At 61.5% G+C, this 1,666-nt stretch carries 1 protein-coding gene; it reads right to left on the bottom strand.

Features of this window, described 5'->3' with window-relative positions; all coding sequences use genetic code 11:
• On the bottom strand, positions 1 to 1,666 hold a 1,666-nt coding region (locus AC5E6N_RS19425; RefSeq protein WP_491749364.1), incomplete at both ends, for an error-prone DNA polymerase.

The raw sequence follows: 1,666 nt of genomic DNA, 5'->3' as shown, positions 1-1,666 counted from the left end.
CCACGTCATTTTCCTCCAGCGTCGACAGCCGGTCGGAATGGTTGATATCGACGGGCCGTACCTCGACGCCGTGTTCGCGCGCATCGCGCACCAGCTGCGCCGGCGCGTAAAAACCCATCGGCTGCGCATTGAGAATGGCGGCGCAAAAGACATCCGGGTAGAAACATTTCAGCCAGCACGACACATAGACGAGCAGCGCGAAGCTGGCGGCGTGGCTTTCGGGAAAGCCGTAATCGCCGAACCCCTCGATCTGGCTGAAACAGTGCTCGGCGAACTCCCGCTCATAGCCGTTGGCAACCATGCCTTCGACCATCTTGATGCGGAAATTATGGATCGTGCCGACCCGCCGGAAGGTCGCCATGGCGCGGCGCAGCTGATCGGCCTCGCCCGGCGCGAAATTGGCCGCGACGATGGCGATATTCATCGCCTGCTCCTGGAACAGCGGCACGCCGAGCGTCTTTTTCAGAACCTCCCTGAGCTCATCCTTCGGATAGCTCACATCTTCCTTGCCCTGCCGGCGCCGCAGATAGGGATGCACCATGTCGCCCTGGATGGGCCCGGGCCGCACGATCGCCACCTCGATGACGAGGTCGTAATAGCAGCGTGGCTGCAGCCTCGGCAGCATCGACATCTGCGCCCGGCTTTCGATCTGGAAAACACCGAGCGTATCGGCCCGGCAGATCATGTCATAGACCCGCGAATCCTCCTCGGGCAGCGAGGACAGGGTTTCATGGCGTCCGTAATGGGCTGACAGGAATTCGAACGCCTTGCGGATACAACTCAGCATGCCGAGGCCAAGCACGTCGATCTTGAGCATGCCGAGGCTTTCCAGATCGTCCTTGTCCCATTCGACGACGGTGCGGTCCTCCATCGCCGCATTCTCGATCGGAATGACCGAACTCAGCCGGTCGCGGGTGATGACAAAGCCGCCGACATGCTGGGAAAGATGACGCGGAAAGCCGATGATCTGGCTCGCCATGTCGAGGGCCTGCATGAGATATTTGTCATGCGGATCGAGCCCGGCGCGGCGCGCGTCCTCCTCGTCGAGCTTCGAGGACGAAGAGCCCCAGCGCGTACCGGAAATGGCCGTGACCACATCGTCGGAAAGCTCGAACACCTTGGCCACCTCGCGCAGTGCCGAACGGCCGCGATAGGTGATTACCGTGGCGGCGAGCCCGGCCTTGTCGCGCCCGTATTTCTCATAGATGTACTGGATCACCTCCTCGCGCCGCTCATGCTCGAAATCGACGTCGATATCGGGCGGTTCGTTGCGCTCCTTGGAGATGAAGCGCTCGAAAAGCAGATCGACCTTGTCCGGCTTGACCTCGGTGATGCCGAGACAGTAGCAGACGACCGAATTGGCCGCCGAACCGCGCCCCTGGCACAGAATATGTTTGCTGCGCGCAAAGCGCACAATGTCGTAGACCGTCAGGAAATAGGGCGCGTAGTCCAGTTCGCGGATAAGGCCAAGCTCATGCTCGAGCGCATCCAGGACCTTTTGCGGCGCGCCCTGCGGATAGCGCCTTTGCAGGCCTTCACCGGTCAGCCGCTCCAGCGTTTCCTGCGGCGGCGCGTCCGAACCGGTCGGCTCTTCCGGGTAGAGATATCCGAGTTCGTCAAGCGAAAAAGAAAGCCGGCTAAAAAGCTTCCGCGTCTCCGCCACGGC

The sequence above is a fragment of the Hoeflea sp. genome, from assembly GCF_984452065.1.
Note: the sequence above shows the minus strand (reverse complement) of the source record. Positions and strands in the feature narration are given on the sequence as shown.